The 15,093-nt window shown below is 66.3% G+C and carries 16 protein-coding genes and 1 pseudogene; 6 read left to right on the forward strand and 11 right to left on the reverse strand.

Annotated elements, in window-relative coordinates; genetic code table 11:
* Positions 1 to 115: 115 nt before the first annotated feature.
* Together ACNS84_RS15765 and ACNS84_RS15770 are read right to left on the reverse strand one after the other, a co-directional pair.
* Positions 116 to 1,276, reverse strand: coding sequence for a cation:proton antiporter (locus tag ACNS84_RS15765; protein WP_435075816.1), 1,161 nt, complete (start codon positions 1,274 to 1,276; stop codon positions 116 to 118).
* 178 nt (positions 1,277 to 1,454) lie between these two features.
* Entirely contained in the window at positions 1,455 to 2,024 is a 570-nt protein-coding gene (locus ACNS84_RS15770; protein ID WP_435075817.1) for a nitrous oxide reductase accessory protein NosL, read from the reverse strand.
* 105 nt (positions 2,025 to 2,129) lie between these two features.
* On the opposite strand from ACNS84_RS15770, the gene ACNS84_RS15775 reads away from it, so the two are divergent.
* From ACNS84_RS15775 to ACNS84_RS15785, 3 genes are read left to right on the forward strand one after another with little or no spacing between them, the layout of a single operon-like run.
* Positions 2,130 to 4,235, forward strand: a complete 2,106-nt coding sequence (locus ACNS84_RS15775) for a NosD domain-containing protein (RefSeq protein ID WP_435075818.1) — start codon at positions 2,130 to 2,132, stop codon at positions 4,233 to 4,235.
* Complete coding sequence (locus tag ACNS84_RS15780) at positions 4,228 to 5,019, forward strand: ABC transporter ATP-binding protein (protein WP_435075819.1); 792 nt, start codon at positions 4,228 to 4,230, stop codon at positions 5,017 to 5,019. Before ACNS84_RS15775 ends, ACNS84_RS15780 begins: the two co-directional genes overlap by 8 nt.
* Entirely contained in the window at positions 5,016 to 5,879 is an 864-nt protein-coding gene (locus ACNS84_RS15785) for an ABC transporter permease subunit (RefSeq protein ID WP_435075820.1), read from the forward strand. The genes ACNS84_RS15780 and ACNS84_RS15785 overlap by 4 nt, the downstream gene beginning before the upstream one ends.
* A 23-nt stretch (positions 5,880 to 5,902) precedes the next feature.
* On the opposite strand, the gene ACNS84_RS15790 is transcribed toward ACNS84_RS15785, so the two are convergent.
* The gene (locus ACNS84_RS15790; RefSeq protein WP_435075821.1) at positions 5,903 to 6,256 is read right to left on the reverse strand and encodes a DUF7471 family protein; all 354 of its coding nucleotides are present in this window, start codon (positions 6,254 to 6,256) and stop codon (positions 5,903 to 5,905) included.
* 113 nt (positions 6,257 to 6,369) lie between these two features.
* Here ACNS84_RS15790 and ACNS84_RS15795 point away from each other — a divergent pair, with 113 nt between their 5' ends.
* The 3 genes from ACNS84_RS15795 to ACNS84_RS15805 all read left to right on the forward strand — a co-directional run bounded on the left by ACNS84_RS15795 (position 6,370) and on the right by ACNS84_RS15805 (position 8,332).
* Positions 6,370 to 6,873: a winged helix-turn-helix transcriptional regulator gene (locus tag ACNS84_RS15795; RefSeq protein WP_435075822.1), complete on the forward strand. Its 504-nt coding sequence runs from the start codon at positions 6,370 to 6,372 to the stop codon at positions 6,871 to 6,873.
* Between the two features lie 91 nt (positions 6,874 to 6,964).
* The gene (locus ACNS84_RS15800; protein ID WP_435075823.1) at positions 6,965 to 7,651 is read left to right on the forward strand and encodes an SCO family protein; all 687 of its coding nucleotides are present in this window, start codon (positions 6,965 to 6,967) and stop codon (positions 7,649 to 7,651) included.
* Positions 7,652 to 7,696: 45 nt separating this feature from the next.
* Complete coding sequence (locus ACNS84_RS15805; protein ID WP_435075824.1) at positions 7,697 to 8,332, forward strand: DJ-1/PfpI family protein; 636 nt, start codon at positions 7,697 to 7,699, stop codon at positions 8,330 to 8,332.
* A gap of 49 nt (positions 8,333 to 8,381) precedes the next feature.
* Here the strand turns inward: ACNS84_RS15805 and ACNS84_RS15810 are convergent, their stop codons facing one another.
* The 8 genes and pseudogenes from ACNS84_RS15810 to ACNS84_RS15845 all read right to left on the reverse strand — a co-directional run bounded on the left by ACNS84_RS15810 (position 8,382) and on the right by ACNS84_RS15845 (position 14,831).
* Positions 8,382 to 8,855, reverse strand: a complete 474-nt coding sequence (locus ACNS84_RS15810) for a universal stress protein (RefSeq protein ID WP_435075825.1) — start codon at positions 8,853 to 8,855, stop codon at positions 8,382 to 8,384.
* 66 nt (positions 8,856 to 8,921) lie between these two features.
* A complete protein-coding gene (locus tag ACNS84_RS15815) occupies positions 8,922 to 9,224 on the reverse strand; it encodes a hypothetical protein (RefSeq protein ID WP_435075826.1) in 303 nt (100 codons plus the stop codon).
* Positions 9,221 to 10,597, reverse strand: coding sequence for a helix-hairpin-helix domain-containing protein (locus tag ACNS84_RS15820; protein WP_435075828.1), 1,377 nt, complete (start codon positions 10,595 to 10,597; stop codon positions 9,221 to 9,223). Before ACNS84_RS15820 ends, ACNS84_RS15815 begins: the two co-directional genes overlap by 4 nt.
* Positions 10,594 to 10,986 (reverse strand): hypothetical protein, encoded by a 393-nt coding sequence (locus tag ACNS84_RS15825; RefSeq protein ID WP_435075829.1) that lies wholly within the window; start codon positions 10,984 to 10,986, stop codon positions 10,594 to 10,596. The genes ACNS84_RS15820 and ACNS84_RS15825 overlap by 4 nt, the downstream gene beginning before the upstream one ends.
* Positions 10,976 to 11,557: a hypothetical protein gene (locus tag ACNS84_RS15830; protein WP_435075830.1), complete on the reverse strand. Its 582-nt coding sequence runs from the start codon at positions 11,555 to 11,557 to the stop codon at positions 10,976 to 10,978. The genes ACNS84_RS15825 and ACNS84_RS15830 overlap by 11 nt, the downstream gene beginning before the upstream one ends.
* A gap of 80 nt (positions 11,558 to 11,637) precedes the next feature.
* Positions 11,638 to 12,156 (reverse strand): hypothetical protein, encoded by a 519-nt coding sequence (locus ACNS84_RS15835; RefSeq protein ID WP_435075831.1) that lies wholly within the window; start codon positions 12,154 to 12,156, stop codon positions 11,638 to 11,640.
* A 574-nt stretch (positions 12,157 to 12,730) separates the two neighbouring features.
* Positions 12,731 to 12,928 (reverse strand): annotated as a pseudogene (locus ACNS84_RS15840) (site-specific integrase); the annotation flags it as partial.
* 436 nt (positions 12,929 to 13,364) lie between these two features.
* Positions 13,365 to 14,831 carry a PKD domain-containing protein gene (locus tag ACNS84_RS15845; RefSeq protein WP_435075832.1) on the reverse strand — a complete coding sequence of 489 codons (1,467 nt, stop codon included), beginning with the start codon at positions 14,829 to 14,831 and terminating at the stop codon, positions 13,365 to 13,367.
* Positions 14,832 to 15,093 lie beyond the last annotated feature (262 nt).

Consider the following 15,093-nt stretch of genomic DNA (forward strand, 5'->3'; position numbering starts at 1 on the left):
ACGGACTCGCGGGCTCGTCGGGTATCCGTGTCTCCCACCGTGGTTCCGCTTAAATAATATCAGGTTGTCATTTATTCCGAAACGGACGTGCGGAGGTCTGCGTCCGCTCCACGCGTTAGTCGGCGCCGTTCGTCCGCCTCAACGTCGCTTGGAGCAGAGACGGCGTGATCAGAACCGATACCAGTAAGAGCACGACGAACGCCGAGAACAGCCGCGTCGAAACGTATCCACCCGTGAGAGCGGCGCTGGCGACCGCCAGTCCGACCCCCGCCTTGGGCATCATACCGACGCCTATCGCGACGGACTCGTCGGCGGTTCCGCCCAGTACCAGATTGCCGAGGAACCCGCCGACGAACTTCGCCGTGAGGCCGACGGCGACGACGGCAATGACGAACGCGTCGAGAGTGGTGAGCACGCCGAGATCGATTCGCGCCCCGATACCGGCAAAGAACAGCGGGATAAACACCCCGTACGCGATGCCGACGATGCCCTCGCGGAGTTCCAGCCGCGAGAGACGCTCGTCTTCGCCGACGAGCAGGCCGATCACGAGTGCACCGAGAGTTACGTCGAGACCGGCCGCCTCCGCGCTGAAACTACCGAGGAACACGACTCCGAGGAGGGCCAGAATCTCTCCTCCCAGTTGCCGTGAACGCGTGAGAAGCGACGACAGTCGTTCGACAACGACGAACCGCGCGATCAAGGCGGCGGCGAAGAACCCGATCACCTTACCGATCGTCGTCACGACCTCGACGGCACCGTCCCCGGAGATCGCGAGCAGGAGCAGTGCGAACGCGACCAGTCCGACGACGTCGTCCACGACCGCGGCCCCGACGACTCGGTGCCCGATCTGCGAATCGAGCTGGTGTAGATCGAGCAGCGTTCGCGCGGTCACGGCGATGGAAGTCACGGAAAGCACGAGCGCCAGGAACGCGCTCTCGACGACGCCGAAGTCGAAGGCGAGGCCGAGTGCGAAGCCGGCGCCCGCGGGCACTATCATCCCGAAGAGCGCGATACTGACGGCGACGGGACCCACCGACAGGAGGTCCGTGAGATCCAGGTGCTCGTAGCCGATATCGAAAAAGAGGAGCATCGCGCCGATGATCCCGAACGCGGCGAAGGTCCCGTCGTAGTCGATGAGACCGAAGACGGACGGGCCGAGGACGAGTCCGGCGATGATCTCACCGACGAGAGCGGGTTGACCGACTCGCTCGAGGACCTCCCCGAAGGCGAACGCGACCAACAGCGTCACGCCGATCACGAGCAGAAATTCCGCCATTACCGGCGAGTTGCGGTCGGGCGTACTATGTCTTTCTCCCGACAGGAAACTCCCGGCCGTCGAAGCGCACGGGCTCGGCGGCTGTTAGGCCGTCGCACCCCTCTGAGAGTTCCGCCAGAACCGGGTCGTCGACCTCGGTAGAAGGCGCTCGGCCGAGCGTTCTCTCGCCCGCGTCCGCTTATAAGGCTTCGAGCGTCGAGCGCTCGACGTCCTCGGCGGACATCGGCTCGCCGCCGTACTCCTCGACGAAGGCGTCGACGTCCCCCTCCTCGCTGAACGGGATCAGTTCGGGCCCCATGGATCCGACGACCTCGCTCCGCGCGACGACGGTGAGGTCGGTGGTCCGCGAGAACGCCTCGCGCTCGACGTGCGAGGAGAACATCGTGTCGGAGCCCGCCTCGAACGCCTCCTGGTCGACGAGCGAGTAGTCGGTGAGCAACGTCGCCAGCGGGGTGCGTCCAGCGTCCTCTGCGTCGAATCGGAAGGTGTAGGTGCAGGTGCTGCTGCAGAACTGGCCCGGTCGTCCGCCCTCGGGCTCGTCGTCCTCGAAGTGGATCTGCCCGACCGGACCGGGGTGGTCCTCGATGATCATGCCACATTGGTCACACGCGCGCTCGCCGTCGAGCGAAACCGGGGTGATAGACGCACGCTCGTCGCCGAGACACCCGGCGACCGCGAGCGTGAGGCCCGCGCCGACGCCGGCGAGCAGACGTCGGCGCGAGGTCGAGGGGAGGTTGTTTGCTGTCACGAGTCACCGTTGCGTAACGGACGCCTTAGGCCCTCGGAACCCGTTCAGCCGTCCGTTCGAGGAACGAACCAGATCGGATAAACCCCCACCGACCGAACCGCCACCGTGACGCGTTTCGACCCGTACGGCGATCCGTCGCTCGCGGTCCGGCTTGCGTTCGCCGTGATCCTCCTCGTCGCCGCGGCAGCGACGGCGGGAGCGTTCGCCGTCGACCCCGAATCGGCCGCGCCGTCTCCGATCGCCTACGACGACGTAGTCGAACTCGGGCTCTCCTCCGAGACGGACGCGCTGATGGCGGGGTCGGCCACGGTCCCCCGAACGCAGGTGTTCTACTCGCAGCTCCAGTACGTCGTCGGCTACAACGGCGTCGAGTCGTTCGCGGCGACGTTCGACGACGGGCGGACCGAGCGGCAGTTCGGCTACCCCATCGTCGCCTACGTCGAGACCTTCGACGACGCGCGACCGGGAACGACGGATTCCGGCCTGTTCGCGGCCGAACTGCCCGGAGAGTGGACACCGGCTCCGGAGGCGGCGTACGTGGTCGGAAGCGACGCCCGAAGCCCGGCCGGCGAGACGGTCATCCCGTTCCGCGAGCGGGACGACGCCGAGGCGTTCGTCGCCGACCACGGCGGCCGAGTGACGGACTGGGAGTCGGTCCGGAATCGACCGTTCGAGACGGACTCCGCGGGGGCGCTGCGCGAGGCGGCTCCGGATCGGTGGACCGCGGCTGACGACCGGATCGCGGCCGCCGAGCGCCGCACCGACCGACCCGTCTCCGTCGTCGTCGGGGAGGACGCGCCGACTATCGGGGCGGCGCTCGCGGCCGCGCCGGCGAACACGACCGTCGTCGTCCCGTCAGGGAGTTACGAAGAGACCCTGACAGTGACGAAGCCGGTGACGCTCGCCGGCGAGGACGCGCGGATCAGCGGCGACGGGAACGGCTCGGTGATCACGGTTCGAGCGCCCGACGTGGCGGTCACTGGGGTCACGATAGTCGGGAGCGGGAACCGGACGCGCGACCCGGAGGCGGCGCGCGAGTCCCGCGACAGTGAGGGCGAGGCGTGGGACACCAACATCCAACTCGGGTACGGCCACGGCGACGCGGGGATACGCGCGGTCGGCGCACCGGGACTCTTCGTCGACGACGTGGTTATCGAGGCGAACGCGAGCGGCCTGCTCCTTCGGGACGGCTCTCACGCGGTCGTCCGGGACCTCCGCGTCGACGGGACGGACGACTGGCGAGAGGGATTCATGGGAATCACCGGCATGCAGTCGCGGGTGACCGTGACGGACAGCGCCGTTTCCGGCGGCCGAGACGGAATCTACCTCCACCGCGCCGACGGCTCGGTCGTCCGGAACTCGTCGTTCGCGGACAACCGCTACGGCGTCCACCTCATGTACACCGGCGACGCACTGATCGCCGACAACACGTTCCGAAACGAGCTCTTCGGCGGGATCACGGTGATGACGCGCCCGTCGGGTAACGCGATCGTCGGCAACCACGTGCGGAACTCCAGCGCGGGGATACAGGCTTCGGGGACCCGATCCTACATCGGCTACAACACCCTCGTCGGCAATGAGCTCGGCTTCGCGACCAGTTCGCGGGGGTCGCTGTACGAGCGCAACGTCGCCGCGAACAACGAACTCGGCGCCCGCGCGACCACGGTCGTCCCGTCGAGTCGGGTCGTCGAGAACGACTTCGTCGGCAACGCGGACCACGCGACCGCCGGTGCGGGCGCGCTCCGCGTTTGGGCCGACGACGGTCGCGGGAACTACTGGGAGGGGGCGAACGTCGGCGTCCACGAGCCCGGCGAGCGCGCGTACCGTCCCACCTCGCCAGTGGACGGCGCCCTCCACCGTGACGTCGCCGTGGTCGCGGTGCGCGAGTCGCCCGCGGCCGCCCTCCTCGACCGGCTTCGGGGAACCGTCCCGGGCGCGCGCTCGGGGAGCATCATCGACCCGGTACCCGCGAGGTCGCCCTACTCGCCGGAGCGGGTGGACGAGGCGCTCGACCCGGACTCGGGGCCGATCCACGCCGACTGGCGCGACCGGTTCGAGCGAACAGACGACGGAGACACCGAACGGATGCACTCACCCACTCGACACGCGACGGACGCTGGTATCGCTCCGGGAACGCGCCGCGCAGACCCGGTTGCTCCGACTGTGGTCGGAGCGACGCGGACGCCACGGACGGGGGCGACGCATGCCTAACGAGCCTGTGGCGAGCCTCTCCGACGCGACCCGGACGTACGGCGGTGTCCCGGTGCTCGACGGCGTGTCGCTCGATATCGAGCCCGGCGTCACCGCCGTCGTCGGCCCGAACGGCTCCGGGAAATCGACGCTGCTCGGCCTCCTCGCCGGTGCGGTGGCGCCGACGACCGGCACGGTGACGCGGGCGGAAGTGACCGGCTCGAAGCCCGTCGGCTACCTGCCGCAGCGGGTGCCGTTCCGAGACGGCTTCACCGCCCGCGAGACGCTCGCGTTCTACGCGCGGCTGGTCGACGACGACCCGGACGCAGCGCTCGAACGGGTCGGTCTGGGCGACGCGGCCGACAGGCGCGTCGAGGCGCTCTCGGGCGGCATGCGGCGCCTGTTGGGTATCGCACAGGCGATTCTCGGCGAGCCGTCGCTCGTGGTTCTCGACGAGCCGGCGAGCGGGCTCGATCCGGGGATGCGCGAACGCGCGTTCAGCGCGGCCGCCTGTCGCGCCGACGGCGACACCGCGGTCGTCGTCTCCTCGCACGCGCTCGATCTGGTCGACGTCCACGCCGACCGCGTCGTGATCCTGCGTCGGGGACGGGTCGCCACCGCGGGGTCGCTGGCGCGGCTACTCGACGAGCACGACGCGGTCGATGCGAGCGAGCTGTACCGCATCGTGGCGGGCGCTTCCGGAGCGAACTCGGACGATCCGGACCCCGGAGCCGCCGAGAGCGACGCGGACGCCCGCGGCGACGCGGAGCCAGACGTCCACGTCACGGGGGTGTCGGACCGATGAGCGGCCGCCTCTCTCGGTTCGGTACCGTGTTCCGGCGCGAGCTCGCAACGGTGGGACGAACGCCCGAGTACGGGGTGCTGGCGGTCGGACTGCTCGTCGTCCTCGGTGGGCTCCTCGCGGCGGGCGGCGGCGGCGCGACCGGATTCGTGCCCGCGGTCGTCGACCTCCTCCTGCCGACCGAGGCGCTCGTCCCGCTCGCAGCCGTGGTGTTGGGGTATCGCGCGCTGCTCACCGACGTCGCGAGCGGCGAACTCGCCGTTATCCGGACCTACCCGGTCCGCGTCGGCGAGTACGTGGCGGGGGTGCTACTGGCGCGACTGGTCGCGCTCGTCGCCGCGGTCGGCGTCCCCTACGCGGTGATCGGCGCCGTCGTCTGGCTGACCGCCGCGCCTGACACCGGGATCTTCGCGACCCACGCCGGCGTCGACTCTCCGCTGTTGTACGTGCGGTTCCTCGCGTTCGTTCTCCTCCTCGGCGCGGCGTACGTGTCGCTCGCAGCGGCCGTCTCGGCTTTCGCGGCGAGCCGCCGCGGCGCGTTCGCGCTCGGGACGCTGGCGCTCGCGGCCGGCGTGCTCGGCGGCGACCTCGTCCTCCTCCGGTCGCTGGGCGCCGGGGCGTCGCCGTCGACGATACCCGCGTCGCTCGCGCTCACACCGAACGGCGCCTTCCGCGGGCTCGTCTTCGAGCACGTGATCGGCGTCGCTTTCGCCCCGGAGGATGGGCTCGTCTCGACGGCTCGGGCGGTCGGGTCGCTGGTCGGGTGGACGCTGCTCGGCGCCGTCGTCGCGGGCGGGACGCTGGCGTACGGCGACCGCGTCGACGCGGCCCTCGAGCGCGTTCGCCGCGGGATCGGGGACTGAGGCGACGGGCGAGGACAGACCGGTCAGCTCGGGGGAGCGTCGTCTCCCACCGATCCGGGAGCGTAGGCGTACACGGCGTAGAGAATCACCGCGGCGATGAGGAAGTCGAGGCTGTGTTCGAGGTAGTGGTGGACCGGCATCGGCACGACGCCGAGGACGGTGCCCGCCCCCACGACCGACCGCACGAGGAGGAAGCCGACGGCGACGCTTATAAATGCGTACTGCGAGCTCCGGCGGCGGCGATAGGCGACGAGGCTCACCAGAAAGAGGACTCCCGTCCCGACGGCGGCGACGATTACGACGCCGAGCAGTGGTAGCGATCCCTCTACGCCCCAGGCGCCGGCGGCCGCTGTCGCGCTCGCGAAGATCGAATGCACCGTCTCGATAACTACTGCGGGGAGCGACAAGAATACTCTCCCGATCGCTCCCGCGCGGAGAGAACACGCGGACCCGTTTTACGTTCCGGTCCAGTACGTCGGGGTGACCATCAATGCCGGACACCAGAACCCGGGTTCGCCGACACGTCCGCGACACGCCCGGCGTCCACTTCAACCGGCTGCGACGCGACCTCGACATCGCCACCGGGCAGGCGCAGTATCACCTGCGTCGGCTCGTCCGCGACGGCGAGGTCGCGGTCGAGCGGATCGGCGGCCGCGCTCACTACTTCGATCCGGGGTTCGGCCCCTGGGAGCGACGGACGGTCGCCTTCCTCCGCCGCGAGACCGCCCGAGAGATTCTCGTCCGACTCCACGCCGAGGGACCGACTCGCCCGGCGACGCTCGCGGACGAGTTGGACCTCGCGGGGAGCACCGTCTCGTGGCACGTCTCGACGCTCGTCGAGAGCGGGATCGTCGAGAAGTCCGACGACCGGCCCATGCGCGTCTCGCTTGCGCGGCCCGAACGGACCGCGGCGCTCCTCGACGAAGTTTCCGCGTCGCTCCCGGACCGGATCGTCGACCGGTTCGTCCGGACCGTCGACAGCCTGTTCGAGTAGCCGGATCGTTCCCGTCTTGCAACGCCGCTCGCGGTCCGCGTTCGACGTGCGCACCAGACTGACTATGCGACCGCACTCCGTCGCTTTCGGTATGAAACGGCGCGCACTGCTCGGCGGACTCGCGACGGCCACGGTCGGCGCGACCGCCGGGTGTACGTCGGTCCTCGACGACGAGCCCGAGGGAGTCGTCCTCGGACCGCAGGAAGACCAGATCGCGGACAGCGAGGACCTCGCGTACCCCGCGTACGGACAGCCGCTCCCGGCGTTCGAACTGCGTGACCCGATCGCAGGAGTCACGATAGACAGCGAGGCGATCGGTCGGACCGCGCTCGTGACCGGGATCTTCACCACTTGTCCCGTGGAGTGCGGGATCCTTCTCCGGCGACTGGTCGGCGTCCAGCGGCGTGTCGCCGAGGCTGGGCTGACCGACGAGACGGCGTTGCTCCCGATCACGTTCGACCCGGAGCGCGACGACGCGGCGGCGCTCCGCGAGCACGCCGAGACCATCGGCGTCGACCTCGACGCCGGAAACTGGCACTACCTCCGCCCGAAGAGCCCGGAGCGGGCGAAGGTCGTCGTTCGGGACCGGCTCGGAATCGGTTTCCAGCGGACGACGGAGAGCGACAGGCTTCACGGCTACGACTTCACGCATCTCGTGGTCACCCTCCTCGTCAATCCTGCCGGGATCGTCGAGCGCGCGTATCGCGGCGAGCGGATCGACCGCGAGCGCGTCGCCGGCGACGTCCAGACGGTCGCCGACGCGTTCGCCGCGGAGTGAAACCGGGGGAACGCACATGCCGGCGGGACGCGTACGGGACCGTCGATGAACGTGGACGTGCTGCTGTACGACGGCTTTGACGAGTTGGACGGGATCGGCCCGTACGAGGTGTTCGACTACGCGCTGGGCTACGTCGCCGCGGGGGACGACCGCGCCGGTCGCGTCCGCTACGTGACCCTCGACGAGCGCGACTGGGTGACCGCGAGCCACGGAACCCGAGTCGGCGTCGACGGCGTGCTGGCCGAACCGGGCGCCGCCGACGCCCCCGACCTGCTCGTGGTTCCCGGCGGTGGCTGGTCCGCCCGCGACGAGGAGGCCAGCGCGTGGGCCGAGGCGCAGAAGGGCGACGTACCGCGCGCGCTCGCCGACCACCACGCGGGCGGCACTCGGATCGCGTCGGTGTGTACCGGATCGATGCTTCTCGCGGAGGCCGGTGTCACCGACGGCCGGCGCGCGGTCACTCACGCCGCCGCAATCGACGAACTGCGGGAGTCGGGCGCCGAGGTCGTGGACGCGCGCGTCGTCGACGACGGCGACCTGCTTTCCGCGGGCGGTGTGACCTCCGGGATCGACCTCGCGCTATATATCGTCGAGCGGGAGTTCGGCCGGGAAATCGCCGACCGCGTCGCGACCGTCATCGAATACGAACGCCGGTACGAAGTGGCCGGGCGGGCGGAGTAGGAGGTCGAAAACGTGGCAGCGGCCGAGAGGTTTCGAGCGGGCCGCTCGGTCAGTCGTCAGCGTCGTCGGGGACGGGGGCGTCGGCCTCCGCGTCGCCGGCCTCGTTGCGCTCCGTCGCGCCGTCGCGCCCGACCGTGATGACCGTGCAGTCCAGTTCGCTGCGGAGGAACGAGTCGATGTCCGGGTCCGAGAGCAGTTTCTGAACCATCCGCCGCCAGCGGCCGGCCTGCTTCGATCCGATAACGACCACGTCGGCGCCCTCGGCGACTATCTCCTCTAAGATCGTCTCCTCGACGAGGAACCCGCGCCTCACGACGTACCGCGCACGGTCCAGCTTTCCGACCCGGCTTTCAACCGCGCGCTTGAGGTCGCTCCGGGAGACGCCGCCGGAGTTCTGATACAGGTCCACGTGGAGGATCGTGAGATCGGCGCCACGCTCCTCTGCGACGCGGACCGCCTCCCGCAGCGTCGCTGCCGAATGCGACGACGGGGGGAATCGAACCGGAACCACGACGAGACTCATGTCGGGAATGTAGTATGCCGGGTATAAATACGCTGTCGGTGCGGACCTCGCCGGAGGATCGCGTGGTTATCCGATCGGTGCGCCCGTCACGGCCGCGAACTGTTCCGGATCAAACCGGACGCCGCCGACGGTATCGATCCACGGAAGCCGCCGCAGGCGTTGCGCGCGGTCGTGCGACACGCGGACAACGGCGAACCCCGATCGGTGATGCAACACCAGTCGGCCGGCGGTTCCGACCAGCCCGAGCAGTCCGGTGACGAACGCGTCGTGGTCGACCGACTCGGGACGCTTCACGAAGAAGAACGCCTCCGCGTCGGGATCCGGCCCCGTGACATTGATCGACGCGCCGAACCGCTCCGCGAGACTCATCGTTCCTCCGTCGTCTTCGCCGCCTGTTCGACCCAGTCCGCGGTCCGACTCGTCGAGGCTCGTGTGATCTCAGAGACCGTCTCCGGATCGAGTCTCGACAGCTGAGCGACGGTTTCGATCCCCTTCTCACGGAGCCGATCCGCGTACGTCGGGCCGATCCCCGAGATGGATTCGAGCTCCCGCGGCTCCTCGCGCGCCCCGAGCTGTTTCTGTAGCGCGAGGATCAGTTCGACGGGGATCGACAGTCGCTCGGCGAGCTCCTCCGGGTCCAGCTTCGTCAGCGATTCGAGGTCCGTGACGCCGGCACGCCGCAACCGGTCGGCGACGGCGTCGCCGTTCTCCGGGTCGACTTCGACGAGGGCACGGCGGAACGCCTCCATGCGCGCCCCTTCGTCGTCTTCGATACGGTCGGTCGACGCGTCGTCCGCGTCCTCGACGGGCTCCGCCTCGCCGGCCGCGGTCGCCGCAGCAGCCTCCGTCTCTCCGCCAGCGTTCGCGTCCTCGCTGGCGGCCGCGTCCTCGTCCTCGGCAGGCGCGGGCGGCTCCGTTTCGATCGCGTCCTCGTCCTCGGCAGGCGCGGGCGGCTCCGTTTCGATCGTGCCCTCGCCAGGCGCGGTCGGCTCGCCGGACGAATCCGCCTCGCTCTCCGACTCCGCGGCGAGAACGAGGTCGACTGGCGATCCTGGCTCGGCGACCGCGTACGCGTCGGGGAACTGCTCGACAACGGCGCCGGGGGTCGTCGTCGGATCCGGCGTGCGCTCGACCGTTCCCACCGTGAGGTCGGCGGCACGCAGCCGGCGGGTCGCGGCCTCACGCGACAGTCCGCGTAGCTCCGGAACGTCGACGTACGCCGACTCCGGCCGGTTGGGGCTCTCGCGTGGCGCGCGGAGTCGGAACGAGACCTCGCTGAGATTCGCCGAGACCGACGACTCGTCCAGCGAGGGAAGGTGCATTCGAACGCCCTCCTCGGTCTGTGTCAGGTTCGCCTTCAGCGTGAAGTCGACGTCGTCGACGCGGTAGCGCTCGCTCGACAAGTCCTCGTCGGCCGCCTCCAGCGCTGCACCGAGGTTCTCGAACACCGTCTTCGGCTCAAGTGCCGGCCGTTCGGCCTCTAACTCTCGCACGCGGTCCTGCAGCCGTTCGCGGTCGTCGATCACCTTCGCAAGCTGGTGATCGAGCGCGTCGCGCTCGGTCCGAACGTCGAGCACGTCGGTCTGTAGCCGGACGAGCGACTCCTGTTGCTCCGTGATCACTCGCTCGACGGCGGCTCGCTCAACGGTCTCGAACTTGTCGACGTCGAGCTGGGGGATCTCCTCCAACTGGAACGTCTCGGCGATCCGAAACGCGTCGCCGGAGACGAATCGCTCGCTCATGGGCGGCGGGTCTCCGGCGGAACGGGCGAAATCTTGAGTCGGACCTCACTCGCGATGTCGGCGTCGACGTCGTACTCGTCCACGACCCGTTGGTTGAGCGGGACCGCGCTCACAATGGGCTTGTACGCGCGGACTTCCTTCGTCTCCGGGTCGCGGATTGCTTGCCCCTCGATGGACAGCGTCAGCTCCAGGTCGGCCTCGACGTCGGCGAAGCGGAGCCAGGACGCGTCGAGGTCGTACGCGAGTTCACCGCTCTCGATCTCTCGTTCGAGGGCTCGCTGCGACGCCATCGATCGGCGGTCCAACTCCTCTTGGCCCTCGGCGACCGAGAACGCGACCGCGCGGATGAACTCGGAGAGCGGCCTCGCCAGCCACTCGTCAGTCTGCACGGTCGCCTCCGCGGGCCCCCTCGGCCAGGTCCGTTGAATCGACTCGAACGGGGATCGGCGTGGGTTCGAGACGTGCGACCAGCCGAGCGTTCGTGCCGGCCGTTCGATCGAACCGACGTCGGTCGATCACCGACTGCGTGCCTGCCCTGAACCCCCTCGTCGCGTCAAGTCGGTCCGCGTTCGAATCGGCGGTGTCCGCATCGTCGGCGTCCGCCCATGCGTCGTCGCTCGCGCTCACGTCGACATCGACTTCGATCGTCGTCTCGCCGAATCGGTACCAAGCGGGCTTGATCCCGAGTTCGAGCAGGGATCGGCGCTCCGGCGCAGCCGCCTCCACGGTGACTGCGCCCTCCGAATCGATCGTTCTCGTCATCGACGGGACGACCTTGACGTCGGTCTCCGCGAGCGAGGCCGCCGTTTCCGCGGCCCGGGTGTCGAGCGCGGTTTGCGCGTCGGCGACGCCCGCGGCCAGCCTGACCACGAGGTCGTCGAACGGGACGTCCGCGACCGGTCGGAACGGTCGGCGGAGAGCGGTACTGCGGGGGGATACGTGATGGGCTCGTAGTGGCATAGGTATCGGTGTCGGCGATGCGGATGCGGTCGTCGGCGAGAGTCGTGCTCTCGTCGTTTGACGACGGAAATCCGATTCGATCACTCCTCGGGCGTGTTGCGGTTGTCGACCGTTTCGACCTCGGGGAAGAGGTACGGCGGCTCTGGCACCGGAACCATCGTGGTCTTCAGTTTGCTCGTCCCGTGAACTTCTTTCCCGAACTTGCGGTTGTGGCTCACGTCAGTCTGGATGCTGCCGCCCCACAGTCCGAACCCGGCGTGCGCCTTGGCGCTGACGTCGATATCCGTCTCTCGTTCGGTGGTCGTCTTGATGTCCATCTCGACTTCGATGACGGCCTCCGAGAACTGGTAGAACGTCGGGAACAGCCCCGCCTGCAGCAGCGAGACGTCGATCGCGTCCGCCGACGAGTAGGTGACGTCGCCGTTCGAGTCGATCGTCCGCGTGATCGCCGGGACGACCTCGATTTCGGTCTCTGCGAGCGTCTTGGCGACCTCGACCGAGTTCATGTCCAACTGGTTCTGCGCGTCCGCGATCCCCTGCCCCATGCTGGCCACCATCTCGGGGAACGGTACGTCAAGTAGCTCCTGTCCTACAGACATTCTTAATTATTAAACACAATAGATATTAAATGAGTATGTAAGGGATTAGATAAAACACGACATGTATTTTTCTGGGTCGGCGGCCGTTCCGCTCTCCGTTTAGAGGGCGCGTGGGGTGCGGGGACGGTCTACGGGATGTCTCGCCGCGACTGCGAAGGGAGAGTTATGTGTAGTGACACCGTATCTCAAGGAGGGTGAGGGGGGAAGTAACCATGGGAGATAGAAACCACCTTCACGTGTGTCGTCACTGTGGCAACGTCATGGCAACCTCTTCGCGGACCGGGCCGCGCGAGTGCTTCAACTGTGAGGAAAGCAACTTTTCACGGTACATGAGTATCACGGAGGACGCCGTGATGATCCCCGAATGATAAGAGAAGAACGCGGCCCGTCGGCGGCTCCGATGCACTCCATTTTTCAAGGCATCTTCTGAAAACGTAGACTACTGTCTCGAGTCTTCTACGGCCGGAATTGTCGATTTCTTGGTGTATCCGGAACCGACCTGAATTTGGTATCCGCCCACCCCGAACGTGTTATTTGCGTCTCTGCTACCCGTCCCTCGTCGTCTTGGTGCTTGTCAGTTCATATGTCGAAGTACCTCCCGTCGCTGCGCTGTCTTCTCGTGCTCGCTGCGTCGATCGTAGTGCTTGTCGAGGACGTCGTCACTCGCGTTGAATCGGTCCTCGACGAGATCGCGTTTGACGTTCGCTCGCCGATACGCCGTGACTCTCTCACTCCGCACGTCGTGGGGTGACCGTGCCGACGGACAGCGACTCATGTTGGCGGTCTCCGTGAAGTCGCAGGGTTGGACTGAAGCAGTATTTATCGGGACCTTCCTATTGATGTTGGGATCAGTAACCGGGGCTGGTATTCTCCTGCTTATGGGTATCTTCGATACGACGCTAGCACCGCTTTTTACCACTCTTGGAGTCGTATTTATGATAGCATTCTTCGTCTTTTTCGGGATGTTCATCTACTCCATTCTTGGAAGTATGAAGCCAGAATACAAGAGGCATCTAATATAATGGCTCTGTTGAAATCCTTAAGAATTGATAGAATCTGTGTGCGAGATACAGAGCATGTATCCACCACGGAGCGTCCGGTTATTTCTGGACCTGTCCTCCTGGATCGGCTATTAAAACAATAGACGACATCGGGATCCCGGAAGACGAGAGCGGCGACGGCGGACAGAGGTCGTTGTCGTCCGTCTACTAACGGATATGTCGGCGGTAGGCCCCCAGGTCCGCGTTGGTGAGTTCTCTGTCACCGTTGAAATCCAGCGCGTCGACCTGTGCCCGTGCGAGGGTCAGGTTCCCATTCCTGTAGGCTCTGATGATATCCTTGAACGCGATGACGTCGTCCGCCGTCACCACGCCATCACCGTCGATGTCCTCGTAGAGACCGTCCCCGTCGGGGTCGGTCGGCAAGTACGATTCCCCGTCCACCAGAAGCGGGTTAGCGAAGACGACGACCGGGACGGTCTGCGTGACCGTGTCGGTCGCATCGGCATCGTCGGTCACCGTCAGCGTCACCTCGTACTCACCGGCGTCGTCGTAACTGTGAGTCGTCATCTCGCCCGTGCCTGTTGTGCCGTCGCCGAAGTCCCAGTCGTAGGAGACGATAGTCTCGTCCCCGTCGAGATCGGTCGAGTCGCTTGCGTTGAAGGTGATCCCCTCCTCGACTTCGGGATCCTCTGGCTCGTAGCTGAACGATGCCACCGGCGGCTGGTTGGCCGGTGATTCCTGGCAGATTTCCGTTTCGAAGTCGGTCGCAGTTTCGTTGTACACGAACGAGTTCCGGAACGACGTCGACTCGCCCGGAGCAAGTGTTCCGAGACCCCATTCGAACGCTAACCCGACGTCGCCGGTGCCGGAATCCGGCCAGCGGTCATCGTTGTTGTATTCGCCATTCCGGAAGCGAGAGAGAGTAGTGGAATAGTTATCCAGGTCGTGATTGGCACTCGCTGATTCACCCGTAAACCCGGCAAAGAGACCGAGTGCCGTGTCTTCTTGGAAGATGAACTCGCAATTCGTCTGCTGGTCCAGGAAGTACTGGCCCACCTCTCCACCGGGCGACCCAATGTCGTAATCGACGTATTGAGCGATCTGGAGGTCGGAGACAGTAACACCACTATCGCTCGGATTTGTCACGTCGTAGTCGACGCGCAGTATCGCTTCCGCCGGATCTAACGTGACGTTCCTCCCAACCTCTAACGTCAAACTTTCACCTGTGGCCGTCACCAGTGGTATAGTGACCGTCGACTCGGCTGTGGTTCCGGCACTGACTGACGAGGGAAACGTGCTGACGACCGTCCCATCTTGTTCGGCGTTCGACATCGGCCCAGTGCCGTCTTGGAAACCGTACGTCTCTCGATACATCGTACCCTGGCCCTGGAAAATCCAGTTGTCCCCGCCCACACCTGTACCAGACGCGAGTTCGCCGACGTTAACCTCGAGAGTCCCATTGGAGATAGTGACGTCAAAATCCCCGTCGGGATCCGGCGATACCGGTTTATCTGATTCTGCCCTTACATTCTCTGATCCTGCATAAAGACCCCTCAGCCCAATACCAGCGAGAGCTGTAGTTTTCAGTACCGTTCGCCGATCGATGCCATCCCGGCCCTCTCTATCTGAATCGTTGTTCGTTACTGTTGCTTCGCTTTCTTCCATTGTCTTCATGGATGGGGTTTCCATCCGTCTATGGTTGACACTCCAGATGTATTTGTAATGTTTATCATATATAATGATAGGCATAGCTTGATTAGTTACTACAAACTAGAAAAAAGTGTGATAAATACGCGCGCTCTATGCAGCACGCCCACCGAAACCTCACCAAACGCTGTCAGAAGTGCCGTGCAAGATACAGAGGGTGTCGTCAGCGATGTGCCCACGTTCAACACGGGCTATTGATGGTGAACACGCTATTGGCATTGCTAATCGT

The organism is Halorubrum wangae (assembly GCF_051194135.1).
GTDB lineage: Archaea > Halobacteriota > Halobacteria > Halobacteriales > Haloferacaceae > Halorubrum.